This is a genomic window from Butyricicoccus faecihominis (genome assembly GCF_024462775.1).
GTDB lineage: Bacteria > Bacillota > Clostridia > Oscillospirales > Butyricicoccaceae > Agathobaculum > Agathobaculum faecihominis_A.
On the sequence record NZ_JANGCE010000001.1, the window covers coordinates 335,075 to 341,074 of the forward strand.

A 6,000-nucleotide genomic window follows, 5' to 3' on the forward strand; every position below is an offset into this window, starting at 1 on the left:
CCGGCCATTTTACCGTGTTTAACGGCAATATAGAAAGATAAGCAGAAAAGCGCCGGGCAAACCGGCGCGAAAGTACGGAGGAAAAACGATATGACGGTGCAGGAAATTCAGGAAATCGGTTTTGAAAAGGCGGTCTTCGGCGGCTATGATATGAAGTCGGTCGATACCTTTTTGGAGCGCGTGGCCGAGGAATTTGCCACGATGCAGAAGGAAAACGCCGCGCTCAAGGCCAAAATGAAGGTTCTTGTCGATAAGATCGAGGAATACCGCGGCGTGGAGGACGGCATGCGCCGCGCGCTGATGAGCGCGCAGAGCATTGCGCAGGAAACGGTCGACAAGGCCAAGGCGGAAGCGGAGCAGATCCTTGCCGCCGCCAAAAACGAAACGGAAAACAAGGTCAAGACCACGCAGGGCGAAATCGCGCTGGAGGAGCAGAAGCTGAAAACGGCGCGCAAATATACGTCGGACTTTATATATCGCGTTTCCGCGGTCTATCAGGCGCAGGCAAAGGCGCTGGCCGATCTGGCGAAGGCGGAAAAGCTTGTTCGCGAGCAAGCGCCCAAGTCCCCGGCGCAGCAACAGACCCAGCCGCTCGACCAGCAGGTGGGACAGCAGGTATCCAATATCATCGAGGATGAAACCGCTGAAAAGGGGGATGAGCCGGTCGCGGAAGCGACCCGCCGTATACCCATGCCGGATAGCGGCAGAACAGAAAAAAACTTTGATTTTGGCGAACTGAAATTTGGGAACGATTACGATCCCAAGGATGTTAAATAAGGAAAGCCCAAACACGAAAGGACGGACACGACGGTATGTCGCAGGATTACAACCAGACGATCAATCTTCCCAAAACCGATTTTCCCATGCGCGCAGGTTTGCCAAAGCGCGAGCCTGATTTTCTGACAGGCTGGGAAAAGGACGATCTTTATCAGACACTGATGCAAAAGAACGAAGGCAAGCCGCTCTTTGTTCTGCACGACGGCCCTCCGTATGCCAACGGCAATCTGCATATGGGGCATGCGCTCAACAAGATTCTGAAGGATTTCATTGTGCGCTATAAAAATATGGCGGGCTTTCAGGCGCCCTATATCCCGGGCTGGGATACGCACGGCCTGCCGATCGAGCGGCAGGCGATCAAGGCCTACGGCATGGATCGGGACAAGGTGTCGACTGCGGAGTTCCGCTCTAAGTGCGAGGAATTTGCACAGGCGCACGTCGATACGCAGCGCACGCAATTCAAGCGCCTCGGCGTAATCGGCGAGTGGGATCGCCCGTACCTGACGCTGACGCATGATTACGAGGCCAGCCAGATCGAGATTTTCGGCGAGATGGCGAAAAAGGGCTATATTTACAAGGGCCTAAAGCCCGTCTACTGGTGCCCGCACGATGAGACCGCGCTGGCCGAGGCTGAAATTGAATATCAGGACGAGCCGTGCTCGTCCATCTATGTAAAGTTCCATGTGACCGACGATAAGGGCAAGATCAGCCCGATTACCGGCGGTCTGGATCATGTATACTTCGTCATCTGGACAACGACGACTTGGACGTTGCCGGGCAACTTGGCAATCTCGGTCAATCCCGCGTTTGCGTATGATCTGGTGAAGGTTCCTTCCGGCGATATTTATGTGCTGGCCAAGGAACTGGCCGCCGCGGTCATGAAGGCGGCGGGGATCGATTCGTATGAGGTCGTCGGCACGCTGATGGGCTCGGATTTAGAGATGATGCGCACCAAGCATCCGGTTATGGATCGCGAAAGCGTCATCCTCTGCGGCGACCATGTTACGCTTGACGCCGGTACCGGCTGCGTACACACCGCGCCCGGCTTTGGCGCGGACGACTTTGTCGTCTGTCAAAAGTACGACATTCCGATCATCGTCCCGGTCGACGGCAGAGGCATCACAACAAAGGATGCGGGCAAGTATGCCGGTATGTACTACGAAAAGTCCACGCCCGTCATTTTGGAGGATCTCAAGGCTTGCCATGCGCTGCTGGCGATTGAAAACATCGTGCACAGCTATCCGCACTGCTGGCGCTGCAAGAACCCGATCATTTTCCGCGCGACCGAACAGTGGTTCTGCTCGATCGACGCGCTCAAGGACGATGCGGTGAAGGCCTGCGCCGGTATCAAATGGATCCCTGCTTGGGGCGAGGAGCGCATGACCTCGATGATCCGCGAACGTTCGGATTGGTGTATTTCGCGCCAGCGCGTCTGGGGCGTACCGATTCCGATCTTTACCTGCAAAAAATGCGGTAAGCCGCTCGTAAGCGAGCAGACGATCCGCTTGGTTGCCGACCTGTTCCGCGAAAAGGGCTCGAACGCTTGGTTTGAACTGGACGCAAGCGAGATTCTGCCCGCCGATGTCACTTGCGAATGCGGCAGCCACGAGTTTGAAAAAGAAACCGATACCATGGACGTTTGGTTCGATTCCGGCTCGTCTTGGCGCGCGGTGATTGAAAACCGCGAGGGCCAGCAGACCCCGGTGGACGTTTATCTCGAGGGCAACGACCAATACCGCGGCTGGTTCCAGTCCTCCATGCTCACCTCGATCGCAACACAGGGCAAGGCGCCCTACAAGACCGTCATCACACACGGCATGATCGTGGATGAAGAACGTCAGAAAATGTCCAAGTCGCTTGGCAACGGCATTGCGCCGGACGATATCCTGAACCAGTACGGCGCCGACGTCATGCGCCTTTGGGTCGCTTCCGCCGATTATCGGCAGGATATGCGCATTTCCAAGGACATGCTCAAGCACTTGTCGCAGAATTATCTGAAAATCCGCAATACGGCGCGTTATATCCTCGGCAATCTCAGCGATTTTGATCCCGCAAAGGATCAGATCGCCTATGCGGATATGCCTGAACTGGATAAATGGGCGCTGATGAAGTTGAGCGAGCTTACCGCTAAGGTGCGCGCCGGTTATGATGCGTATGAATTCCACACCGTCTTCCACGCGATTCATAACTTCTGTGTGGTGGATATGTCGAATTTCTATCTGGATGTGATCAAAGATCGTCTGTACTGCGACGATACGACCGGCTTAAGCCGCCGTTCCGCGCAGACTGCGATGTACCTGATCCTCAACGCGCTGGTGCGTATGCTCTCGCCGATCCTTTGCTTTACTGCGGATGAGATCTGGCAGGCTATGCCGCACGGCGAGGGAGACGATACCCGCAATGTCGCCTATAACGATATGCCTTCCGCCTGCGACGCCTATACGTTCGATGAGGCCGGCATGGCAAAGTGGAGCAAGCTTACCGCTTTCCGCGATGACGTGAACAAGGCGCTTGAGGGCGCGCGAAACGAAAAGGTAATCGGCAAGCCGCTAGAAGCCAGCGTCACGATTTACGCGTCTGAAGAAGACGCAAAGATGCTTAGCGGCTGCGGTCAGGATCTGGCCGATCTTTGCATCGTTTCCGAACTCAAAGTCGTTTCCGGCGAGGGCGAGGGGATGGCGAGCGAATACTTCCCGGGCCTGACGATTGCGGTTCAGCGGGCCGCTGGCGAAAAATGCCTGCGCTGCTGGAAACAATCCCACTCCGTCGGTACGGATGCCAAGCATCCGGCGCTGTGCGCGCGCTGCGCACAGGTCGTCGGCTGAAATGAAAAGGGGAAGGGGGAACAGAAATGTATCTGTTCCCCTTTTTTACGAAAAGGAGTTTCATCTATGCCTTTCTTCATCATCGCGGCTGTGCTGATGATCGCCGCCGATCAGGCGGTAAAATACTGGGCGCTGACTGTTTTGCAGCCACAAGGGACGATCCCGGTGATCGAAAACGTATTCCATCTGACCTATGTAGAAAATCGCGGCGCGGCGTTCAGCCTGTTTGCGAAGTTTGACTCTCCATGGCTTTTTGTCGTGCTCGCAACGGTGATCACTATTGTGATCATCTATGTGCTGCACAAAGGCGTCATCCAGAGCAATCTGGGCCGCTGGTCCCTTGTGCTGGTTGCCGCCGGTGCTCTAGGCAACGCGATAGACCGTGCGGTACGCGGTTTTGTGGTCGATCTTTTTGACTTTCGATTGATCCATTTTCCTGTGTTCAACGTTGCCGATATTTTTATTTGTTTGGGCGGGCTGCTGTTTGTGATCTACGTGCTGTTCCAGCATAAGGATAAAGAACCCGCCGTGACTCAGGAGACGGAAGACCATGAATGAGCATATCCTTTCCGCTATGTCGGAGGACGCGGGCAAGCGGATCGATAGTTACCTATCGGAGCAGATCGAAGGACTGACCCGTTCGGCGGCGCAGAACCTGCTCAGCGACGGTGCGGTCGTCGTGAAGGGGAAAAAACTGAAAAAGAATTACAAGCTGCTTGGCGGCGAACAGATTACCGTTACCATACCCGCGCTCCGCGAAACTGAGCTGCTTCCTGAAAATATACCGCTTGATATAGTCTATGAAGATGCGGATATCATCGTGGTCAATAAGCCGCGCGGCATGGTCGTTCATCCGGCTGCTGGAAACTGGTCGGGCACGTTGGTCAATGCGCTGATGTATCACTGCGGCGACAGCTTATCCGGCATTAACGGCGAGCACCGGCCCGGTATCGTGCACCGGATTGATAAAGATACGAGCGGCCTGCTCGTGGTCGCTAAAAACGATGCGTCACACCAAGGCCTAGCCGCCCAAATTGCGTCGCATAGCGCGTTTCGCGGCTATGAAGCAATCGTTGTGGGATCGCCGCGACTCGATGAAGGCGTGGTGGATAAGCCGATCGCCCGCCATAAGACCGATCGCAAGAAGATGGCGATCATCGAAGGCGGCCGCGAAGCGGTGACGCACTATCAGGTCATCAAACGGTATCACGGCTATACGCACCTGTCGTTCCAACTGGAAACCGGCCGCACGCATCAAATTCGCGTACACATGGCGTCGCTGGGACATCCGATTATCGGGGACCCGTTGTATGGCCTGAAAAAAGATCGTTTTTCTAGTATCGGGGGACAGTGTCTGCATGCCGTGCGTTTGACGCTGCGGCATCCCAAAACAGGGGAACTAATGGAATTTTGCGCCCCGCTGCCCCTATACTTTACAGAAATTCTTGCTAAACTGGAGCGTATGGAATGAAAAAGTTTGAAGGCGTCCTTTTGGCCTGCGACATGGACGGCACGCTGCTAGACAGCGACCGGCGCATTTCGCCCCGCAACGAGCAGGCACTCCGTCACTTTACCGAGCAGGGGGGACTGTTCTCTCTGGCGACCGGCCGCGCGCCCAAAGCGATTTTAGCCTATCTGCCGCAGCTGCCGTTTAATGCGCCGTATAGCCTGCTGAACGGCTCGCTGGTGATGGATGAACAGCATAAAGTGCTGCGCTGCGCCGGTATGCCGGCGGACACGAAGGAACTGATCAGCGTAGCATTGTCAACTTTTTCACAAATCGGTTGTGAAATCTTTGTAGATGACCGGATCCTGATCCGGCAGATGGGTGAAGTCACGGCGGAACACCTACGGATCTTAAAGCTCGACTACGAATTGGTCGCACAGGATGAGCTTGGCGACACCGCCGGCTGGTGCAAGATCAACCTAACCGGAGACCCGGCCGTGATGCGGCAGCTGAGAGAGCTGCTGCAGCCTTATGCGGATCGGTTTTGTATCTCTTCCAGCATGCCGTCGTTCTGTGAAATCACAGCGCTGGGCGTACACAAGGGTACAGCCTTGCGATCGATCGCAGCGCGCTGTGGTGTGGCTGAACAAAACATTTATGCGGTCGGCGACAGCTATAACGATGAGATGATGCTGCGCACCGCGCATATCGGATTTGCACCTCAAAATGCCGAAACAGATATCGTAAAGGTTGCGGACGTTGTCGTCTGCGATAACAATCGCGGCGCCGTGGCCGATGCTGTGGAATGGCTGGACAAACAATACACTTAAAATAAAATTCAGAGGGCCGTTCTGGTTTGGTTGGTAAACCCCTCCCCTTAATTATACAAAATCTTTATTTTGTATAATTGGATTAGTTGAACGCACCCAGCGCCTTAGGGTATGCTGACGC

5 protein-coding genes are annotated in these 6,000 nt (G+C 55.0%); all 5 read left to right on the forward strand.

Annotated features, from left to right (window positions below):
- Positions 1–90 precede the first annotated feature (90 nt).
- A complete protein-coding gene (locus NE562_RS01630; RefSeq protein WP_280960642.1) occupies positions 91–777 on the forward strand; it encodes a DivIVA domain-containing protein in 687 nt (228 codons plus the stop codon).
- A 35-nt stretch (positions 778–812) separates the two neighbouring features.
- Entirely contained in the window at positions 813–3,602 is a 2,790-nt protein-coding gene (gene ileS / locus NE562_RS01635) for an isoleucine--tRNA ligase (protein ID WP_280960643.1), read from the forward strand.
- A 66-nt stretch (positions 3,603–3,668) separates the two neighbouring features.
- Positions 3,669–4,160: a signal peptidase II gene (gene lspA / locus NE562_RS01640; RefSeq protein WP_280960644.1), complete on the forward strand. Its 492-nt coding sequence runs from the start codon at positions 3,669–3,671 to the stop codon at positions 4,158–4,160.
- Complete coding sequence (locus NE562_RS01645) at positions 4,153–5,073, forward strand: RluA family pseudouridine synthase (protein ID WP_280960645.1); 921 nt, start codon at positions 4,153–4,155, stop codon at positions 5,071–5,073. Before lspA ends, NE562_RS01645 begins: the two co-directional genes overlap by 8 nt.
- Entirely contained in the window at positions 5,070–5,879 is an 810-nt protein-coding gene (locus NE562_RS01650) for a Cof-type HAD-IIB family hydrolase (RefSeq protein ID WP_280960646.1), read from the forward strand. The genes NE562_RS01645 and NE562_RS01650 overlap by 4 nt, the downstream gene beginning before the upstream one ends.
- The last annotated feature ends 121 nt before the right edge of the window (positions 5,880–6,000 follow it).

Coding starts and splice junctions, on each gene's coding strand:
- NE562_RS01630 (WP_280960642.1), top strand. CDS start 91: ATGACGGTGCAGGAAATTCAGGAAATCGGTTTTGAAAAGGCGGTCTTC.
- ileS (WP_280960643.1), top strand. CDS start 813: ATGTCGCAGGATTACAACCAGACGATCAATCTTCCCAAAACCGATTTT.
- NE562_RS01650 (WP_280960646.1), top strand. CDS start 5,070: ATGAAAAAGTTTGAAGGCGTCCTTTTGGCCTGCGACATGGACGGCACG.
- lspA (WP_280960644.1), top strand. CDS start 3,669: ATGCCTTTCTTCATCATCGCGGCTGTGCTGATGATCGCCGCCGATCAG.
- NE562_RS01645 (WP_280960645.1), top strand. CDS start 4,153: ATGAATGAGCATATCCTTTCCGCTATGTCGGAGGACGCGGGCAAGCGG.